Here is an 18456-nt window from a genome sequence, read left to right as displayed (position 1 = left end):
TGCCGTAGATTGGGCCCCCGTCAAACTGATCACCAGGAGAGTCGATGCACCTCTTTTCCCTGATCGGCGGGGTCGGACACCACCAGGGCGCGTGGCGCCGTCCGAACAGCCGTGCCGAAGGGGCCACCTCGCTGGAGTACTACAGTGACATCGCGGCACTGGCCGAGCGCGGCACGCTCGACGCCCTGCTCATGGCCGACGGACTGTCCCTGAACAGCACCCACTTGGCGAGCGGCTGCTTCCCGCACATAGAACCGCTGACCATGCTCTCCGCCCTCGCAGCGCGCACCAGCCGGATCGGCCTGGTGGGCAGCGTGTCGACGACCTTCAGCGAGCCGTACAACGTCGCCCGCCAGTTCGCGACCCTCGACCACATCAGTGCCGGCCGCGCCGCGTGGAACATCGTCACCTCCGGGCACGGCGAGGTGAACTTCGGCGGCCAGCCGCTGCCGCAGCACTCGGACCGCTACGAGCGAGCGGACGAGTACGTCGAGGCGGTGACCGCGCTGTGGAACAGCTGGGAGCCCGACGCGATCGTCCTGGACCGCGCGAACGGGGTGTACGCCGACGCCGCGAAGGTCCACAAGGTCAACCACGTGGGCAAGCACTTCCAGGTCGAAGGACCGCTGAACGTCTCCCGGAGCCCCCAGGGGCGGCCCGTGCTCGTCCAGGCCGGTTCGTCGGGCACCGGCCGGTCGTTCGCCGCACGTCACGCCGAGGTGGTCTTCACCGCCCAGCAGACGCTGGCCGGCTGCCAGGACTTCTACGGCGACATGAAGGCCAGGGTCCGCGCCGCGGGCCGCGACCCCGAGAAGGTGAAGGTCCTTCCGGGCGTCCACCCGCTCCTGGGCAGCACCGAGGCCGAGGCGCTGCGGATGGAGGACGAGCTTCGCCACCTCATCCGGATGGACATCGGATTGGCGTGGCTGTCCAAGCAGCTGGGCGGCGTCGACCTCTCCGGACTCGACCCGTCGAAGCCCGTCCCGGAGGAACTCCTGCCCGCCGTCGAGACGGTCCAGGAGCGCAGGAGCAGGTACGAGGTCTTCCGGCAGCTGGCCGTGGACGAGAAGTACAGCATCAACCGGCTGATCGAGGCCGAGGTGGTGTCCCAGGGGCACCTCGTGATGGTGGGCACCCCGGAGCAGATCGCCGATCGCTTCGCGAAGTGGGTGGCGGAAGGCGGCGCGGACGGCTTCATGATGCTTCCGTCCTACCTGCCGGAGGGCCTGGAGCTGATCGTGGACGGCGTGGTTCCGGAGCTGCGGAAGCGGGGGCTGTTCCGCACCGAGTACACCGGTACCACCCTGCGCGACCACCTCGGGCTCGACCCGCTCGCCGGGCCGGACGGGCAGTAGCGCCGCAGCGGTGCCGTGGGAGCGCAACGGGACGGCGTGCCTCGTACGCCGTCCCGTTCACGGCAGCCGCCCCACGGCCCCGGCGCGTCAGCGCCGCGGCGTGTGGAAGTCGCGCTGGTACCAGACGAGCGGCGCGGCGGACGTGCCGGTGTGGATCTCCAGGAGTTCGCCGAGGACGAGGTCGTGGTCGCCGGCCGGAACCACACCGGCGCGCCGGCAGCGGAACGCGGCGGTCGCGCCGGGCAGGTACGGGAGACCGGCGCCCGGCCACGGTTCGAAGCCCCCGGCGGCGGCGAAGCGGTCGGTGTCGCGGGTGGAGAAGACCCGGGCGGTGGCGCGGTGTTCCTCGCCGAGGAGGTTGACCGCGAACTCGTCGGCGGTGGTCAGCGCCCGGTGGCAGCTGGACTCACGGCCGATGCCGACCAGCAGCAGCGGTGGCTCCATGGAGACGGAGGTCACGGCGCTCGCGGTGAAGCCCCAGCGGCGTCCGGCCGCGTCGAGTGTCGTGATCACGGCGACCGGGGCAGCCAGGTGCGCCATGGCGTCCCGGAATTCCGCCGGTCCCACGGAGGCCGGCGCCGTCCCGGTGGACATGGTCATGGAGTGCTCCTCTTTCTCCGGTCTGTCCGCTGACAGAGCCGGCAACTCACGGGCGCAGGCGTTCTCGCTGCGGACCGAACGCGCGGGGTCGTGCGCGCGCCGGCCCGGCCGCCCGGTCAGGCCACCCCGTCCCGCATCTCGCGCAGCACGTCGGCGAGCCGGTGGACGCCCTCGGTGATCACCTTCTCGTCGGCGCTGAGGCTCAGGCGGAAGCACTTGGTCGCATGCTCGGCGAGGCCGGGGGCGCGCAGCGGGTCCACGAAGAAGTGCCGCCCCGGTACGACGAAGACCTTCCGCTCCTTGAGCCGGCGGTACAGCGTGGTGTCGTCGAACCACGGGTGGTCCACCCACAGCCAGCAGAACATGCCGCCGTCCCCGGAGTGCATGCGCCAGTCCACGTCCGCCGGCAGCAGTTCGCCGAGCAGTTCCTCGACGAAGCGCTTCTTCTCGCGGTAGTACGGCGTGATCGCGGTGCCGGTGGTGGCGTCCAGACGCCCGTCGGCCATCACCCGGGCGAGGGCGTGCTGGGCGAGCTGGGGCGCGTGCAGGACGGAGTTGGACATGAACGAGGCGAGTGGCCCGATGTACTTCGGGTGGCCGATCGCGAAACCGATCCGTTCGCCGGGCAGTCCGGCCTTCGACGCGGAGAAGCAGTTGACGACGCTGTCGTTCAGCACCGGCTCGGTGTGCACCTCCGCGATCCGGGGGAAGGGCGCGCCGTAGGCGTTGTCGACGAACAGGGGCACCTCACGCTCGGCCGCGAGCGCCGTCAGCGCCTCCAGGTCGGTGCGGGTCAGAGCGCGCCCGGTGGGATTGCCCGGACTGGAGACCAGCATCATGCCGATGTCCGTGCGACGCCGCAGTGCTTCGATGTCGAGGGCGTAGCGGAAGCGGTGCCCTTCCTCACGGTGGATCAGCGGGGCGACGCCGGCGATGCCGTCGTCGTGCATGCACAGTCCCTGGTAGCCGGTGTAGTCGGGCACCATGGGGAGCACGACCCGGCGGTCGCCGTGCACGCCCGGGCCGGCGAAGAGGGCGGCCGCGGCGAAGCAGACCATCTGGCTGCCGGGGCCGACGACGATGTTCTCGGGGCCGAGCTGCCAACCGTACTTCTGGTGGAAGTAGTGGGCGACGGCCTCGACGAGGGCGTGGCTGCCGCGGGAGGGGCCGTAGCGGCAGCCGGCCTCGTCGAAGTCCTCGGCGGCCGATTCCGTCAGGGCGGCCCGCCACATGTCACGCGCCGCGGGGACGGGGGCGGGGTTGCCCACGCTCAGGTTGAGCCATTCGTCGGCCGAACCCCCGGCCGTGCTCGCGGCGACGTCTTCCATGATGCTGCGCAGGCCGGAGAGTCCGGCCATCTTGGTACCGCTCAGCGACAACGGCATGGTTCTCTCCTCAAACCGAATGGAATGGCCCGCGACCGTGCGTCGGGAAGGGCCGTGGCCGGGTGCCGCAGGCGGTGTCGTGTTCCCGGCCGGTCACCGCGGTTCTCCGGCGGCTGCCAGGGGCGACGACCGGTCGGGTTCGCGGTCGTCCAGGTCCGGCCAGCCGTACAGTTCGCCCTCGCGGGTCTGCCGGAGCTGACGGGCGCGCGGTACCAGCAGCACGGCCGCCACACCGGCCACGACGAACGCGATCGCGAGCTCCAGCGTCCTGGTCACCCCGATCGCATCGGCGAGCGGGCCCGCTGCCGCGTATCCGAGAGGCGCCACCGTGAAGGAGATGAGCCAGTCGTACGAAGACACACGGGACAGCACCTCCTCGGGGATCAGCTTCTGGACCGCGGTCGACCACAGGCTGTTCAGGAGGGCCACCCCGGCCGCGCTCATCAGGGCGGCCCCCATGATCACGACCGTGGGGGACGGCCCGGTCAGCGAGGCGAGTTGCAGCACGGTCAGCAGCAGCACGACGTGCGCGGTGACGAGGGGCCTGCGCGGGCGGTACCGCATGCTGACGGCGGCACCGATGAGGGCACCGGTGGCCATGCTCGCGCTCACCAGGCCCCAGTTGGCGGCGCCGCCCGCCTGACGGGCGACGATGACCGGCCCCAGGACGACGAACGCGCTGGAGCCGACGTTCCAGATGGCGTGGCCGCACAGGGTCACCCAGTACCAGGGCCTGCGGACGACCTCGCTCCATCCGGCGGCGATCTCCGCGAAGATGTGGGTACGGTCGCGGCGCTGCGCCGGCGGTGCGAGCGGCAGGAGCACCAGGGTGACGGCGCTGACCATGAAGGTCGCCGCGTCGAGCAGGTACACCCAGCCGGGAGAGGCGATCGCCACGACCGTACCGGCCAGGCCCGGTCCCACCACCTGTGCCGCGCTGCGTGTCAGCTCCATCAGGCCGTTGGCTTGTTGGAGCCTTTCCTTGCTGATGGTCTGAGGCACCAGGCCGGTGATGGCCGGCTGGGTGACGGCCGAGGCGGCGCCGTAACAGACCCCCGTGCACAACAGCAGGGTCACGCTGCCGTGCCCGGTCAACAGCAGGACGCCGGCGGCCACCTGCACCGCGCACAAGAAGGCGTCACTGCCGCCAATCAGCAAACGCCTCGGCAGCCGGTCGGCCAGTGCGCCGCCGACCAGCAGCAGCAGCATGCGGGCGACCATGATGGCGGCGATGACGAGACCGATGTCGGCCGCGCTGCCGCCGGTCGACAGAACCGCGAACGCCAGTGTCACCGGCATCAGCGCGTCGCCCAGTGCCGATGTCGTACGGCCGATCCACAACAGGCGGAAGTTGTGCTCGGCGAGGGCGCCGAACTTGTCGGCGAACCTCATTTCGCGCACCAGAGCACGGGCGAGGCGTGAGCAGGAACTCGCATTGGGGCACCCCGGTTCAGACGTCACGTCAACTGTTCACAGCGAGACGCCAGTTGCGCCTCGGCTCGCCATCATCGTGAAGAGTGGCCGCTTTGCGCCCGCAACTCCACAAGGCGGGAACCGGGGGGTACGACACCCAACTCCGGCCTGAGGCAGGGTAACTGTACACACGCCCGTCGAACGCGCATCCGCTCGTTTTCGACCGGTCTGGCAGCTGGTTGGGCTGCGTAAGAGGCGGAAGTTCCGCTTCACCCCTTCATTACGTCGTCGACCGGGGTGACGTCAAGATCTTTTATGATCATACAAATTATCGTAGGGTCCCCCGTATGTTCGCCCAAGGGGGCCCTCGCTGCCACGACTTCCGTCCGCGACGGGTGTCGGTCACCGGGCCCCACCGGACGAGCGCCGAACCACGGCAGTGCGTCGCCACCATCGACGGCTGAGGCGCCACCGCGCCACTCCAAGAGGCGACCGCTCGACAGGCAGAATCGATCCTGCTCAACAACATCGGGGGATGTTCCAATGCTTCTTTTCATCGAGTCCATACGGACTGGCACCGGAATGTCCCACGTGAAGTGGGCGGTCGAGAACGGCATCGACACCGCCTACATCACCGACCAGCCTCTCGAGGCCGCGAAGGCAAGATTCTGCGGTGAGGTCGTCGAGGAGCTCGAACGCCGGGGACGGGTCTTCCTCGTACCTTCCACCATGACCGCCGACGTTCCCTCCGACCTCGTCGACCGGATCCGCGAAGCGGGCGGTCCGACCGGTGTCGTCTGCCTGCTGGACCGGAGCGTGGAGTTCGCCGCGGTCCTGGCCGAGCAGCTCGGGGTTCCGTACCCCAGCCCGGACGCGGTCCGCACCATCCGCGACAAGCGCTCGGCGCGCCGCTTCTACAGCGAGGTCGGTGTCCCGAACCTGCGCTGGTGCGCCCCCGAGAGCCCGGAGGAACTGGTCGACTTCGTCGAGCAGTTGGACGTCCCGGTGGTGCTCAAGAACAGCCGCGGGGCCGGCAGCTTCAACGTCACGCTGGTCCGCAACGCGGAAGAGGCCGTCACCGCCTTCGCCGAGCTGAGCGAAGACGTCCCGTTCTTCGGTGGCGGGCTGCTGGCCGAGGAGTACGTCCGCGGCCCCCTCTACAGCCTGGAAACCCTGATCACGGACGGCCGCTGCCACCACCTGGGGGTCACGGACCGCCAGATCGGCCCCAACCCGGCCTTCTGCGAGATTTCCTACAGCTTCCCCGTGCAGGTCCCGGAGTCGGTCGAGGCCCGCATGCGGCAGACCGTCGAGACGTGCGTGGCAGCCCTGGACATCCGGCAGGGAATGCTCCACACCGAGTTCGCCGTGATGGGCGACGACGACGTCGTGATCATCGAGATCAACATCCGGCCCCCCGGCGCCGGGATCCCGCTGATGATGAACGACTGCCTGGACAGCCCGCTCCCCAAGATCCTCGCCGCCTCGGCGCTCGGCACCGAGCTGCCGTCGCTGAACCAGAACGGCCGGGCGTCCACCACCATGACCGTCTACCCGACGCTGCGCGGCAAGCTCACCGCCCTGCACGGCGTCGAGGAGGCAGTCCGCGCGCCGTTCGTCGCACAGGTCCTGCCCGGCGCGCAGATCGGTGAAGAAGTCTTCCCGCCCGTGGACTACCGGGGCGCGCTGTGCCAGATCCGGACGGTCGCCGACTCGGTGAACCTGTCCTACAACGCAGCCGTGCAAGCCGCCCGGGACGTCTGGGCGGAGGTCGAGTGATGACGGCAGGTGGCGCTCACCTGCCGCCCAGCCCACGAAGAGCCGGCTGACACCGGCCCTGAGGCACCCGGCCCGGTCGGGTGCCCGCCCCGGGAGATCCCCGGCCGCTGTGCGGAAGCCGGACGACCGGGCGCACCGGTACGGACGGAGACCGGCTCCCCAGGCACGCGGCGCATCGTGACCGGGCGGCCCTGCCGCCGAGCGTCACGGCCGTCGAGCACGCAGGCCTCGCCGTGTCCGGAGCCGCGAGCCACCCGTACTCACCGCCGGCCGTTCAACCACGCCTGCACCACCACGAATTGTGATCCGTCGCACCACCGAGCGCGACACGAACGACAAGGGTGAACCATGTCGCAAACGCCAACCGCAACCAAGCTGAACGTGCGCCCGGCCGCGGGCTACATCGGCGCGTACGTCGACGGCATCGACCTGAAGGCCGACCTCGACGAGACCACCGTCGAGGAGCTGCGCCAGGCCCTCCACAAGCACAAGGCCCTGTTCTTCCGCGGCCAGCACCTGGACCACGCCTCGCACGTCGCGTTCGCGGGGCGGTTCGGCCCGCTCGCCGTACGCGCCCGGATCCAGGACACCGAGGAACTCAACCCGTTCCCGCAGATCCTGACGATCTCTCCGCAGCTCGACAAGAAGCTGGTGGGCGCCGACTACGAGGCGGTGTTCCGCAGCAAGTGGGTGACCAGCATCAGCGGCTGGCACGTCGACGCCTCGCAGGTGGTGAACCCGCCGGCGATCGCGTTCCTGCGCGCCGACGAGGTCCCGCCGTTCGGCGGCGACACGCACTGGACGAACCTGGTGGCCGCCTACGAGGGCCTGTCGGAGCCGATCCGGAAGATGATCGACGGGCTCCAGGCACTGCACACCTTCTGGCCCGCCCAGCAGCTGGACCCGCGCAACCCGGTCGAGAAGAAGGCCCTCGACATGATCGGGAACGAGCGGGAAGCAGTGCACCCGGTCGTGCGCGTGCACCCCGAGACCGGCGAGAAGGCCCTGTTCGTCAACCCGTCGCGTACCGCTCGCATCCTGGGGATGAACCCGGTCGAGAGCCGCAAGCTCCTGGAGCTGCTGTTCGAGGAGCTGACCCGGCCGCAATACACCTGCCGGTTCGCCTGGGAGCCGGGTTCGTTCGCGGTGTGGGACAACCGGACCACCGCGCACCTGGCCGCCGCCGACATCGACCACCTCACCGAGGAGGGCCACGTCCGCATCATGCACCGGACGTCGACCGTCGGTGACGTCCCTGTCGGCCCGGACGGCTTCACCTCGTACGCACTGGCGGGCGTGCCGCTGGTCGAGCCGAAGGCCGACAACGACGTGCCCCCGCACGAAGCCCGGTGAACACGGCCCAGCCCATGGTCGCGGTCGCGGCTCCGTCGGTCGTGCCCGGGTCGCTGACCCGGGCGGCCGACGCCGCCGCGGCCTTCGACCGCTACCCGCAGTACCAGGCCGGAATGCGCTGGATGGCGGACTTCGTCACCCAGCCGGACCCCGACCTGGGCCGGCCCGGGGCGGTCTGTCCGCGGCTCGAGCCCGCCATCCGCGCCAACACGGTGTGGCTGGTCGCGCTGACGGTGCACGGGACGACACCCGCTGATGCCGCCGATGCCGGGCGGCTGCTGCTCGACCTGTTCGAGGAGGTTGCCGCCGGGCCGCACCGGTCGACCACCGCGCTGCTCGGGTTCTTTCCCGGCCTGCCGAGCGAGCGGGCGGCCGGCTTCATCGACGGCGGCCACGGCCTCCTGCGGCCCGAGGCGGTCGAACGCGGCCTGATGCTGGGGGAGTTCCACGCGGACAGCACCGTCGGCGGTGTGCACAACCGGGCGTTCCCGGTGATGCAGTGCCCGGAGCCGATGTACGCCGTCCGCGCCATGACCCCCCACGACCTGCTGTTCGCCGATCAGCCCGGCACCCCGCCGGCCGACCGGCTCAGCTACCTCCTGGCGTACCAGCGGCACATCGGCCCCCGGCTCAGCCCGGCGGTGCGGGAAGGCCTCGAGGCCAAGGTGAGTGCCGCCCGTCAAGCTCTTTCATCGGGAGACTCATCGTGACCCTGCATCCCCCGGCCGCTCTCGCCGGGCCGACCCTCGCCGCGGCGCTGGAGACTGCCTACCGGGAACACCGGACCTCGGACGCGGTCGTCACCGCGTCCGGGGCGCTGACCTACCAGGACCTGGCCGAGCAGGCACACGCCGTCGCCGCCGGCGTGCGTGCCGCGTGTCCTGCCCAGCCGGGTGTTGCCTCATCGGGCCCCGCCCCGGTCGTGGCCGTGGTCATCGAGCGCTCGCCCGAGTTCGTCGCCACCGTGCTGGGCGTGCTCGCCGCCGGGGCTGTGTACCTGCCGCTCGACCCGGACGCGCCGGACGCCTTCCTGCGCGACGTGTTCACCGAGGCCCGGCCGGCGCTGGTCATCACCACCGCCGACCGGGCCGCCCGGCTGCGGGAACACACGACCGCGCCGGTGCGGCCGTACCAGGACCTGGCCGCGCACGAGCCGACGGCTCCGGTCGCGGACGGGGCGGTGGACCCCTCTCAGCCTGCGTACGTCATCTACACGTCGGGGTCGACCGGCGCGCCGAAGGGCGTGCTGGTCCCCCACTCCGCGCTGCTGAACTCCACGGCAGCGCGCGCCGACCGGTTCGGCGAGGCGGGCCGGGTACTGCTGCTGCACTCGCCGGCGTTCGACCTCACCACCGGTGTCCTGTTCTGGACGCTGCTGACCGGCGGCACCCTGATCATCGACCCGGCCGGGCTCACCGACGTCGCCCGCACCGTCGACCTGGTGCACGAGCACGGCGTCACGCAGCTGATCTACCCGGCGTCGCTGTACAGCGTCTTCCTGGACCGTGCCGCGAGCCGGCCCCCCACCAGCCTCAAGGCCGTCGGAATCGGCAGCGAGCGGTGGAGCCCCGCCGTGATCGAGCGGCACGCCCGCCTGCTGCCGGACACCAGCCTGTTCAACGAGTTCGGTCCGACGGAAGCATGCGTCGTCTCCAGCTACGGCCGGGTCTACGACGCCGAGACCGGACAGCGGACGCCGATGGCCATCGGTCGGCCGGTGCGCAACACCGGCTACCTCCTCCTCGACGCCGACGGCCGGCCCACCACCGGAACCGGCGAACTGGTCATCACCGGCGCCAACCTCGCGCTCGGCTACCTCAACCGTCCGGAACTGACCGCCGAGCGGTTCGTGACCGTCGACGGCGAGCGGGCGTACCGGACCGGTGACCTCGTCCAGCAGGACGCCTCGGGCGACTTCGTGTTCCTGGAGCGCGCCGACCGTCAGGTGCAGGTCGGCGGGCACCGCGTGGAACCGGGCCACGTCGAGTCCGTCCTGATGGAGCACCCCCGCATCCTCACGACGCACGTCACCGGACGTGCCGTCGCCTCGGAATCCGGGTCGACCTCTCTCGTCGCCTACCTGGTTCCGGTCCCGGACGCGGACCGTGAGCCGTCGGCTGCCGGGCCCGACGCAGACCGCACGGGCGAGGCGTCGTTCATCGCCGACTGCGACCGCCATCTGCGCGCCCGGGTTCCGGCGTACCTCGTCCCCTCCGCGTACGTCGTGATCCACGAACTGCCCCGGACCGCGGCCGGGAAGATCGACCAGGCACGGCTGCCCGAGCCGTCCGCGGCCGGCGCCCAGCCCGCGGACGCCCTCGAAGAGAGCCTGGCGAACGCGGCCGCCACCATCCTCGGCCTGACGGACGTACCGGTGGACCGGTCGCTGCTGATGCTGGGCGCCAACTCCCTGGCGCTGATCCGGCTCGCCGCCGTCGTCGCCGCCGACCACGCCGTCGACCTTCCGGTCAGCGCCCTGTTCGCGACCCCGACCATCACGGACATCGCCGCCCTCGTCCGGGCCGGCGCCCCGTCCGACCGTCCGCGGATCCAGTCCGGCACGGCCCCCACGGAGACCGGGCCGGACGGTGCGGCGGGGTTCCCGCTCAGCGGTCAGCAGGAGCAGATCTGGGTCCTGACCCAGCTGACCCCCGACGCGCTCGCGTACAACACCCAGTTCTCCCTGCGGATGCACGGCCCGGTGGACATCACCGCGCTGCAGCGGGCGCTGTCGCACATCGTGACCCGGCACGAGATCCTGCGCTCCACCTTCCACGACGGCACCAACGGGCCGGTCCAGGTCGTCCACGAACCCTGGCAGGCGAAGGTCGAGGTCGTCGATCTCACCGGCCTGCCCGAGCAGGACCGCGCCGCGGAACTCGACGCCCGGATAGGTGCCGAGGTCGCCGTCGGCTTCGACGTGGCCACCCTGCCGCTGGTCCGCTGGCACCTGTTCCGCCTCGCCCCCGACGAGTGGCGGCTGCTACAGGTCGAACACCACTTCGCGCACGACGGCTGGTCCGCCCAGCTGTTCCTGGCCGAACTCCGCGACGCGTACGACGCGATCGCCGACGGCCGCCTGCCGGACCTTCCGGCGCTGCCGGTGCAGTACCGCGACTTCGCGGCCTGGCATCACGCCTGGCGGGAGAGCGGCGACTACGCCGGTCAGGTCGCGTACTGGTGTGACGAACTGTCCGACTGCCCCCGCGACGGCGCGACGTTCGCGGCGGACCGGCCCCGGCCGGTGGCCCGGTCGTACCGCGGCGGCCGGCTCAGTGCCCACATCCCGGCCGAGGTCATGCACGGCCTCGACGACCTGGCCACCCGGCACGGGGTGAGCCGTTTCGCGGTGTTCCTGTCGGCGTTCGCGCTGCAGGTGTGGCAGCACACCGGCGAGGAGGACATCGTTCTCGGGTCGGCGCTGGTCAACCGCCGCCAGCCCGGCACCGACCTGCTGCTCGGGATGTTCGTCAACGCACTTCCGCTGCGGGTGCGCATCAACCCGGCCGGCGCGCTGAGCGAGCTGCTGCGCGCGACGATGGACGTCGTGCTCGGCGCGCAGGACCATCAGGAACTGCCGTTGCTCGACCTGCTGGCGCGCCTGGACCTGCCGCGCGACCCGGGCCGGAACCCGCTGTTCAACCTCATGTTCGCGTTCCACGACACGCCGCGGCCGTATCTGCGGATGGGGTCGGTGCAGGCGAGCCTGGTCATCGAGCACAACGCGTCCGCCAAGGGCGACATCAACGTGGTGTGCGTCCCCGACCCCCGCCACCCGGACGGGAGCGGACAGGGTGGGATGACCATCCTGTGGGAGTACGACACCGACCTGTTCGACGCGGACTCCGCCGAAGAACTCCTCGGCGGCTTCGAAACGGTCCTGAGCCTGCTGTCGCGCGCGGCCGACGAGCCGGTCCGCGAACTGGACCTGCTGGGTGCCGACGAGACGGCACGGGTCCTGGCCATGAGCACCGGATCGGCCGACCAGGTTCCGCACGGCACACTGCACGCCGGCTTCGCGGCCGCGGTGGCCGCGCACCCGGACGCGGTCGCGGTCGAGCAGGCCGGGTCCTCGTGGACGTACCGTCAACTCGATCTGCACGCCCGGGACCTCCAGCGGCGGCTTGCCGACGCGGGCCTGCGGGCCGGCGCCGTCGTCGCGATCACCTGCCCCGCCGGCATCGGCCTGGTCGCGGCGATCCTGGCCGTGTTGCGGTCCGGCGCGCTCTACGTGTGCATCGACCCGGCGCAGCCCTCGGCCCGCACCGCCGCGATGTACGAGGACGCCGCCCCGGGCGTCATCGTCGCCGACCGCGCCTCCCTGGCCGGTGCGGCGCCGTCCGGGGCACCCGTGGGCGTGCCCGTGGTGTACGCCGACGACCTGCCCGTCGGCACGGCACCGGACACCGGCGCCCCGGCCGACGCGGACATCGGTCCGGCCGACGGCGCGTACCTCGTCTACACCTCGGGCTCCACCGGAACCCCGAAGGCGGTGCTGACCAGCCACGCCAACGCATGCGCCGCGGTGCACGGCCGCACCAGGTACCTGGAGGCGGCGGGCCGGGAGTCCGGCCTGCCGGTCAAGACCCTGGTCACGCTGCCGGTGATCTTCGACGTCGCACCGCACATGATGCTGTGGACGCTGTGGTCGGGCGGCACCATCGTGGTCCCGGACACCGCCGACGACGCCCGGGACCCCGACCGCATCCGTTCTCTTGTCGAGCGGTGCGAGGTCACGCACGTCAACTTCACCGCGTCGTTCTACCGGCAGCTGGTGCGGACGCTCCCGGTCGGATGGACCCCCAAGCTGCGGGTCGTGGCCATCGGTGGCGAGGCGTGCAGCCCGGATGACATCCGCGAGCACGCCGTGCGCGTGCCCGGCGCGGCCCTGGACAACGAGTACGGCCCCACCGAGGGCACCGTCTGGTGCTCCGCGCAGCGCCTGCACCCGGCACCCCCGGGTGCGGGGACGCGAGTGAGCGTCGGTGGCCCGCTGGCCAACTACCGCATGGTGGTGCTGGACCCGGACGGGCGGCTGCTGCCCGCCGGCGCGGCCGGCGAGCTGTACATCGGCGGCCCCGGGGTGGCTCTCGGCTACCACCGCCGCCCCGAGCTGACCGCCGAGCGGTTCCCGGTCCAGGCGGGCGGACCGCTCGCAGGGCAGCGCCTGTACCGGACCGGGGACCGGGTCCGGCTCCGGGCCGGGAGCTTCGACATCCTCGGACGTCTCGACGACCAGGTGAAGGTCCGCGGGTTCCGGGTGGAACTCGGGGAGGTCACCGCCTGTCTGCTGAAGCACCCGGACGTCGCCGACGCCGCGGTGCTCCTGCGGGGATCCGGTGACACGGCGCGACTGGTCGCGTACGTCGCCGCCCCGGCCGACAGCGCCGTCCGTCCGGAGCACATGCGGGAGTGGGCGGCACAGCGGCTGCCCTCGTACATGCTCCCGACCGGGTTCGTGATCATGGACCGGCTTCCCCGTACGTCCACCGGGAAGATCCAGGCGTCGCAGCTGCCGGAACCGCCGGAGCAGACCGGTACGGGTCCGGCGGCCGAGCCCGAGACGCCCCGCCAGCAGCTGCTGCTGCAGGTGTGGCGGGACACGCTCCAGCAGCCGCGCATCGGCCTCGACGACGACTTCTTCGCCAGCGGCGGCGACTCCCTGCAGGCCATCCGGGCCGCCGCTCGGACACGTGCCCTCGGGGTGGACGTCAGCGTCGCGGACCTGTTGACCGCAACGACCGTCCGTGCCCTGGACCACCTGATCACCCACCGCCCCGACAGCGACGTCGTCGCGGTGACCGAACGCAGGCCGGGCGGGACCGGGCTGCCGCTCACGGCGATCCAGGCCTGGTTCTTCGACCAGCGGTTCGCCGACCCGGACCACTTCCACCAGGCGCGCCTGTTCGAGCTGGCAGACGACGGCGACCCGGAGACCCTGCGCGCGGCGCTGGACTGGGTGATCCGCCGGCACGACGCGTTCCGTACCCGGTTCACCCGCGACGGGGACACCTGGAGTGCCGTCCTCGACGAGGAGCCGGCCGGTGACCTGCTGAGCGAGCACACGGTGCCGGACGGCGAGCAGCCGCTCGAGCAGCGGCTCGACGCCCTGCTGCGCGGTCTGCACCGTCAGATCGACATCGAGGGCGGCAGGCTGGCCGACTTCGCACTGGTGCGCGTCCCGGGCAGCTCCCGCATCCGGGTGTACCTGATCGCGCATCACCTGATCGTCGACGTGGTGTCCTGGCAGATCCTCACCGACGACATCGCGTGGGCCCACCGGGCCCTGCTCGACGGCCGGGAGCTGCCCGACGGCGCGGCACCGGGCATCCCCGACCGGGCCGCCGAGGCACCCGCCCCGGACACGCACTGGGAGACGCTCGCCAAGGCGCAGAAGCCGGTCCTCTCCGGTGCCGGAACCGCCGCGCAGACGTCCGCGGCCGGGGACCGGATCCGGGTGAGCTCCCGCCTGTCGCAGCGGGTCGCCACGTACCTGGGTCAGGAGACCCGCCGACTGCACGACATCAGCGCCCAGGCCGTCCTGCTGGCAGCGCTGCACCGCGCGCTGGCCCCGCACGGCGACGGTTCGGACCTGTACGTGTGGCTGGAAGGTCACGGCCGGACCCAGGCCGACGACGGCCGCCTCGAGAACGTGGTCGGCTGGCTGACCTCGCTCTACCCGGCGCTGCTCACCGACCTCGACGCGGATCCGGCTCGCCTCGTCGACGCCGCGGCCGCCGTCGACCGGCAGCTCGCCGCGGTCCCGGACGCCGGTACCGGCTTCGGCCGGGGGCGTTACCTGCACCCGGACTCGCCGCTCGGCCGGCAGCTGAGCTCCGTCGCCTCGCCGCAGATCACGTTCAACTACCTCGGCGGGCACCAACTGCCTGCCGGTGACCGTGTGCTGAGGCCGGTCGCGGCTCCGGAGGCGGCGACCATCTCCGCCGCCAACGTGCTGCCGACACCGCTCGACGTGACGGTCGCCCCGGCCACGGACGGCACCGTGGTCTGCCACCTCTCCGTCGATCCGGCGCTGCTGTCCGCCGAGGAGGCGGAGCAGGTCGCCGACCGCTTCGCTGCCGAGGTGGAGAACGCCGCCCGGATGGTCCCGCTGACCACCGCGCCGGTGGACCACCCCGCGCGCACGCTGTTCATGATCCACCCGGTCGACGGGCGGATCGACTGGTATGCGCCGATGGCCGGTGTGCTCGGCCGCGGCTGGGACTGCTACGGCCTGCCGCACGACCACACCTGCGAGAGCACGACGATGAGCGCGCTCGCCCGCCGTTACCTGGACCAGATCCGGGCGGCGAAGCCCTCCGGCACGTACACCCTGGCCGGTTGGTGCATGGGCGCGCCGCTGATCTACGAGATCGCCCGCCAGGCGCACGCGGACGGCGACGGCGACCGCATCGACGACCTGATCGTCATGGACCCGACGCCCGCCGATCCGCCGGCGAACCCGGACGCCGCCCTGGTCGACCACGCGCACGTCGAGCTCCCGCACCAGACGAAGCCCGCGATCGCCGAGGCGCTCGCCGCGACCCGGGAGCTGCCGATCCCGGAGCGTGCCGCGGCGCTCGTCGATCTGCTCGGTCCCGCCGGTCCGGGTGTACCCGACCACCCGCTGCTCGGAAAGCTGCGGATGCGGCTGAGCTTCCACGCCGCGATGAACGCGTGGCGGCCCACCGGGCAGGTGCCGCGGCTGACGATGTGCCTGCCCGAGGTCGTCACGGCGGGCCACGAGAAGGCCCCCGAGGGCTGGCGTCCGCTCGGCGCCACCGTGACCGTCACCACGATCGCAGGAGACCACGTCAGCATGCTCAGCGCCGGTGAACTCACCCAGGCCGTCAACTCCCGGCGTGACGGGGAGGGGTCGTGACCACCACACCCGAGGTCCGCGCCCTGCGCCCCGGCATCTGGCCCACGACGGCCGAACAGGGCCCGGACGGGGTGCTGAGCATCGGCGGCGTACCGATGACGGAACTCGCCGAGCAGTACGGAACACCCGCGTACATCTTCGACGAGGCCGACTTCCGGGAGCGCTGCACCACCTTCCGTCAGGCGTTCCACGACTTCGACGTCTACTACGCGAGCAAGGCGTTCCTCACCCGCACCAGCGCGCGCATCGTCGAGGAAACCGGCCTCAGCCTGGACGTCTGCACGGAGGGCGAACTCGCCTACGCCAAGGCCGTGGACTTCCCGGCCGAGCGCATCCTGCTCCACGGCAACAACAAGTCCGAGGCGGATCTGGTCGCGGCCCTCACGTACGGAGTCGGGCGCATCGTGGTCGACTCCGTCGAGGAGCTCGACCGGCTCGAGGCACTGGTGCCCCGCTTTCCCGGCAGCAGGCCGGGCGTGCTGCTGCGGGTCACGGTGGGCGTGCAGGCCGACACCCACGCGCACATCGCCACCGCGCACGAGGACCAGAAGTTCGGCTTCTCGCTGGTCAGCGGAGAGGCCGAAAAGGCGGTGCGCCGGGTGGCCGACAGCGGGCTGCTCGAACTGCGCGGCCTGCACAGCCACATCGGCTCGCAGATCCTCGGCACGGCCGGCTTCGAGGCGGCCGCCAAGCGGCTCGTCGAGCTGCGGGCCAAGCTCGCCCGGGACGGCATCGAGCTGCCCGAGCTGGATCTCGGCGGCGGGTTCGGCATCGCCTACACCGAGCACGACGCCCCCACGCCGGCCAAGGCGATGGCCGACATCCTGCGGACCGTCGTGGAAAAGGAGTGCGCCGCACTCGGGGTTCCGGTGCCCCGCCTGGCGATCGAGCCGGGCCGCGCCATCGCCGGCCCCGCGGGGGTGACGCTCTACCGCGTCGGCGCCGTCAAGCATCGTGAGGGCATCCGTACCTTCGTCGCGGTCGACGGTGGCATGAGCGACAACGTGCGCACCGCGCTCTACGACGCCACGTACTCCGTCCAGCTCGCGGGGCGCATCTCGGACGCGCCCCCCGCACTGGTCCGCGTCGTCGGCAAGCACTGCGACGCCGGGGACGTGGTGGTGCGCGAGGACCACCTGCCGTCCGACGTCCGGGCCGGCGACCTGCTCGCGGTGCCGGGCACCGGCGCGTACTGCCGCAGCCTCGCGCACAACTACAACCAGATCCCGAGACCGCCCGTGATCGCTGTGGCCGAGGGCCGAGCGCGCGAGATCGTGCGCCGCGAGACGGTCGAGGACCTGATGCGCCTCGACATCGGCTGATCGCCAACCCGCCACGGCGGCCCCCGGCCGCCGTGGCGGCAGCCACTGCACCAGTCGTGCCAGCAAGGAGCCACGATGACCAAACAGCGTCCCCAGGATGCGTACACCAACAGCATCGAGTCGCCGACGTACCAGAGCGCCTCCTACTACTTCAACAACGCGGACCACGTGAAGGACGGCCTGCACGACGGGTCCGTGCCCGCGGGACGCTACGGCCGCTACTCCAACCCCACCTGGATCGAGGTGGAGGACAAGCTGAGCGAGCTCAGCGGCGCCGAGAGCTCCCTGGTCTTCGCCTCCGGCATGGCCGCGCACGTCACCGCGTTCCTCGCGCTGCTCGAGGCGGGCGACGAGGTGGTGCTGCCGTCCGAGTCGTACCGGCAGGTGCGCAACGTCTTCCACCACATCCTGCCGAAGTTCGGCGTCGTGGTGCACGAGTTCTCCATCCGGGACCCGGAGGCGTTCATCGAGAACGTCGCGGCGCTGCGCGGCCGGATCAAGCTCGTGCACCTGGAGATGCCGTCCTCGCCGCACATGTACCTGATCGACGTGGCCCGGGTGCGGGCGGCCGTCGGGCCGGACGTGATCCTCACCCTGGACAGCTCGTTCTCGCCGCCGCCGAACTACTACGCGCTGCAGTGGGGCGTGGACCTGGTGCTGTTCAGTGCCACCAAGTACCTCAGCGGGCACGGAGACATCGTGGCCGGGGTGGCCTCGGGCCGCGAGGAGCTGATGGAGAAGCTGCGCTGGTACCGGGACACGACCGGACCGATCATCGACGGCAACACGGCCTTCCTGCTGCGCCGCAGCCTCTACACGCTGCAACTGCGCATGGAGCGGGTCAATGCCATGGGCCTGGAGGTCGCGCGCTTCCTGGAGGGGCACCCGGCCGTCGACCGTGTCTACTACAACGGCCTCGAGTCGCACCCGCATTTCAAGCTGGCGCAGCAGTACCTGAACGGCTTCGGCGGGGTCATCACCTTCGAGCTCAGGATGAGCGAGGAGCAGACCGCGGAGGTCGTCGACCGCCTGCGCGTGCCCTTCATGGCCTCGAACTTCGGCGCTCCGCACACGCTCGTCGAACAGAGCACGTTCTTCACCTACTTCGAGTACTCCGAAGACGAGCTGGTGAGCATCGGGGTCCCGCGCGGAACGGTGCGGCTGGCCCTCGGCTACAGCAACGACGTCGCGGACATCATCAAGGACCTCGACCAGGCGCTCTCCCACGTGCTGTCGCGGGCAGAGGATTCCGTCGCCTCCTGAGCCGTCGGCCGCCGGCGCCGTACCGTTCCGACGGTCCGCGCCGACGCGGCGGCCGGTGCCTGCCGCGGGAGGTCCGGGTGCGGGGCAATTCGCCGCCCAGCGGG

Annotated in this window: 10 protein-coding genes; 7 read left to right on the top strand and 3 right to left on the bottom strand. The window is 71.5% G+C overall.

Annotated features, from left to right (window positions below):
- The first annotated feature begins 44 nt into the window (after window positions 1–44).
- Window positions 45–1355, top strand: a complete 1311-nt coding sequence (locus IF02_RS0123945) for an LLM class flavin-dependent oxidoreductase (RefSeq protein ID WP_030160191.1) — start codon at window positions 45–47, stop codon at window positions 1353–1355.
- Window positions 1356–1442: 87 nt separating this feature from the next.
- On the opposite strand, the gene IF02_RS0123940 is transcribed toward IF02_RS0123945, so the two are convergent.
- From IF02_RS0123940 to IF02_RS0123930, 3 genes are all read right to left on the bottom strand, one after another.
- Entirely contained in the window at window positions 1443–1955 is a 513-nt protein-coding gene (locus IF02_RS0123940; RefSeq protein ID WP_030160190.1) for a flavin reductase family protein, read from the bottom strand.
- A 116-nt stretch (window positions 1956–2071) separates the two neighbouring features.
- Complete coding sequence (locus tag IF02_RS0123935) at window positions 2072–3340, bottom strand: valine--pyruvate transaminase (protein ID WP_030160188.1); 1269 nt, start codon at window positions 3338–3340, stop codon at window positions 2072–2074.
- A 93-nt stretch (window positions 3341–3433) separates the two neighbouring features.
- Window positions 3434–4732: an MFS transporter gene (locus tag IF02_RS0123930; protein ID WP_051696498.1), complete on the bottom strand. Its 1299-nt coding sequence runs from the start codon at window positions 4730–4732 to the stop codon at window positions 3434–3436.
- 603 nt (window positions 4733–5335) lie between these two features.
- Between IF02_RS0123930 and IF02_RS0123925 the strand changes: the two genes are divergently transcribed.
- The 6 genes from IF02_RS0123925 (at window position 5336) to IF02_RS0123900 (ending at window position 18352) form a co-directional block, all read left to right on the top strand.
- Window positions 5336–6532, top strand: coding sequence for an ATP-grasp domain-containing protein (locus IF02_RS0123925; protein WP_030160184.1), 1197 nt, complete (start codon window positions 5336–5338; stop codon window positions 6530–6532).
- A gap of 348 nt (window positions 6533–6880) precedes the next feature.
- The gene (locus IF02_RS0123920; protein ID WP_030160182.1) at window positions 6881–7885 is read left to right on the top strand and encodes a TauD/TfdA dioxygenase family protein; all 1005 of its coding nucleotides are present in this window, start codon (window positions 6881–6883) and stop codon (window positions 7883–7885) included.
- Entirely contained in the window at window positions 7882–8595 is a 714-nt protein-coding gene (locus IF02_RS34910; protein WP_030160180.1) for a DUF6875 domain-containing protein, read from the top strand. Before IF02_RS0123920 ends, IF02_RS34910 begins: the two co-directional genes overlap by 4 nt.
- The gene (locus IF02_RS0123910; protein WP_030160178.1) at window positions 8592–15767 is read left to right on the top strand and encodes a non-ribosomal peptide synthetase; all 7176 of its coding nucleotides are present in this window, start codon (window positions 8592–8594) and stop codon (window positions 15765–15767) included. Before IF02_RS34910 ends, IF02_RS0123910 begins: the two co-directional genes overlap by 4 nt.
- Complete coding sequence (gene lysA / locus IF02_RS0123905; protein WP_030160176.1) at window positions 15764–17089, top strand: diaminopimelate decarboxylase; 1326 nt, start codon at window positions 15764–15766, stop codon at window positions 17087–17089. Before IF02_RS0123910 ends, lysA begins: the two co-directional genes overlap by 4 nt.
- A gap of 75 nt (window positions 17090–17164) precedes the next feature.
- Window positions 17165–18352 (top strand): PLP-dependent transferase, encoded by a 1188-nt coding sequence (locus IF02_RS0123900; RefSeq protein ID WP_051696497.1) that lies wholly within the window; start codon window positions 17165–17167, stop codon window positions 18350–18352.
- Window positions 18353–18456: the final 104 nt, after the last annotated feature.

The organism is Streptomyces sp. NRRL S-244 (assembly GCF_000717915.1).
Classification (GTDB): domain Bacteria; phylum Actinomycetota; class Actinomycetes; order Streptomycetales; family Streptomycetaceae; genus Streptomyces.
This window is presented reverse-complemented; position numbering and strand designations above follow the sequence as displayed.

Excerpts from the sequence above, each read along its gene's own strand:
- IF02_RS0123945 (WP_030160191.1), top strand. The coding sequence starts at position 45 with ATGCACCTCTTTTCCCTGATCGGCGGGGTCGGACACCACCAGGGCGCG.
- IF02_RS0123940 (WP_030160190.1), bottom strand. The coding sequence starts at position 1,955 with ATGACCATGTCCACCGGGACGGCGCCGGCCTCCGTGGGACCGGCGGAA.
- IF02_RS0123935 (WP_030160188.1), bottom strand. The coding sequence starts at position 3,340 with ATGCCGTTGTCGCTGAGCGGTACCAAGATGGCCGGACTCTCCGGCCTG.
- IF02_RS0123930 (WP_051696498.1), bottom strand. The coding sequence starts at position 4,732 with ATGAGGTTCGCCGACAAGTTCGGCGCCCTCGCCGAGCACAACTTCCGC.
- IF02_RS0123925 (WP_030160184.1), top strand. The coding sequence starts at position 5,336 with ATGTCCCACGTGAAGTGGGCGGTCGAGAACGGCATCGACACCGCCTAC.
- IF02_RS0123920 (WP_030160182.1), top strand. The coding sequence starts at position 6,881 with ATGTCGCAAACGCCAACCGCAACCAAGCTGAACGTGCGCCCGGCCGCG.
- IF02_RS0123900 (WP_051696497.1), top strand. The coding sequence starts at position 17,165 with ATGACCAAACAGCGTCCCCAGGATGCGTACACCAACAGCATCGAGTCG.